This window comes from Streptomyces sp. SID14478 (assembly GCF_010548525.1).
GTDB lineage: Bacteria > Actinomycetota > Actinomycetes > Streptomycetales > Streptomycetaceae > Streptomyces.
Window position 1 is genome coordinate 1 of sequence record NZ_JAAGMG010001330.1, and the last position, 1328, is coordinate 1328.

At 76.0% G+C, this 1328-nt stretch carries 2 protein-coding genes; both read left to right on the forward strand.

Translation table 11 applies throughout. The features are described from left to right. Window positions 1-640 (forward strand): alpha/beta hydrolase (locus G3I40_RS42095; RefSeq protein WP_239092269.1); only part of this gene is annotated, 640 nt, incomplete at its 5' end. Continuing rightward, window positions 633-1328: acyltransferase (locus G3I40_RS42100; RefSeq protein WP_203645801.1), on the forward strand; the 696-nt coding region annotated here is incomplete at its 3' end. The genes G3I40_RS42095 and G3I40_RS42100, both read left to right, overlap by 8 nt.

Below are 1328 nucleotides of genomic sequence, written 5' to 3' on the forward strand. Positions count from 1 at the left end.
CGCGGACCGGATCGCCGTCCTCGTCCCGGGTTCCGACACCTCGCTCGACACGTACGACCGGTTCCGCGCGGGCGCGCTCGCGCTGCACGAGCGGCTCGGCGGGCGGGCGGCCGTGGTGGCCTGGCTCGGGTACGAGACGCCGGGGACGGTCAGCGCGGCGGTCACCACGACGGCCCGCGCCGAGGCAGCCGCCCCCGAACTGGTGGCGTTCGTGCGGGAGTTGCGGACCATATCCGGTGCCTCGTCGGTCTCCCTGCTCTGTCACTCGTACGGGTCCGTCGTGTGCGGGCGGGCCGCATCCGGGTTCACCGGCGGCGCGGCCGTCCGCGACCTGGTGCTGTGCGGCAGCCCGGGCACCGGCGCCGACACCGCGGCCGGACTCGGTACCACGGCCACCGTGTGGGCGGGCCGCGGCGCCGACGACTGGATCGCCGGCGTGCCCCATGTGCGGACCGACCTGTTCGGCCTCTTCGACAGCTCGCTCGGCTTCGGCGCCGACCCGGTCTCCCGCGCGTTCGGCGCGCACCTCTTCGCCGCGGGCGACGGCGGGCACAGCGACTACTTCGCCCCCGGCTCCCGCTCCCTCGACAGCCTCGCCCGGATCGTCCTGGGCCGTGCCACGGAGGTCACTCATGCCTGAACTGCCCCTCGGCGCACGGAAGTTCGCTCGCCGGATCGACGACGCGACACCGGCGGGGCGGGACCGGGCGGTCGACGCGCTGCGCGCCCTCGCGATCCTCGGCGTCGTCCTCGGGCACTGGTGCGTCACGGCGCTCGTGCCCGGCGGCGACGGCGCCCTGCACACGGCGAGCCCGCTGCGGCACCTGCCGTGGCTCGCCCCGATCTCCTGGCTCTTCCAGACCCTCGCCGTGTTCTTCCTGGTGGGCGGCCATGTGGCGACCAGGAGCTACGCGTCGGCGCGGGCGCGCCACGACACGTACGGGCAGTGGGTGCGGGCCCGGCTGTCCCGGCTGTTCCGGCCGGTCGCCGCGGTGCTCGCGCTGTGGACGGTCGCGGCCGGCGGCATGCTCCTGGCGGGCGCGCCCCTGGACACCGTGCACACGCTGGTCAAGCTGGCGCTCTCCCCGCTGTGGTTCCTGCTGGTCCTCGCGGGCCTGACGGCGCTCACCCCGCTGGTGAGCCGCCTCAACCCGCTGTGGCCGCTGGCCGTCGTCCTGCACGTGGACCTCGTACGGTTCGGGCTCGGCGGCCCGCCCCGGCTCGGCTGGATCAACGTGGCCGCGGGCTGGCTCGTGCCGTACGCGCTCGGCGCGGCCTGGACCCGGGGCGAGCTGACCCGGCGCTCGGGGTGGGTGCTGCTCGTCGGG